At 65.0% G+C, this 277-nt stretch carries 1 protein-coding gene; it reads left to right on the forward strand.

All coding sequences use genetic code 11. From position 1 onward, the window contains the following. Positions 1-277 (forward strand): TonB-dependent receptor (locus OH705_RS27190; RefSeq protein ID WP_267303433.1); only part of this gene is annotated, 277 nt, incomplete at both ends.

Here is a 277-nt window from a genome sequence, read left to right on the forward strand (position 1 = left end):
CGGATCGGCCCGCACTACGAGCCCTACCTGTCGGTTGCGCTGCTGTCGATCATCAATCCCGCGTTGGGCCAGTCGCCGACGGCGCCGCTGTTCCTGTCGCAAGCCAGTGGTCGCCCCTTCGGCACCGTGTTCGCCGGCCTGGGCGCGCTGGATACCTACCAGCAGAACGCGAAGAGCACCGCGCTGTTCACCAACAATACCTGGCATGCCACCGATGCGCTCGACATCACCCTGGGCCTGCGCTACACCCGGGAGAAGAAGCACCTGATCTCCAACT

It is taken from the genome of Pseudomonas sp. BJa3 (genome assembly GCF_026343815.1).
Taxonomy (GTDB): Bacteria; Pseudomonadota; Gammaproteobacteria; order Pseudomonadales; family Pseudomonadaceae; genus Aquipseudomonas; species Aquipseudomonas soli.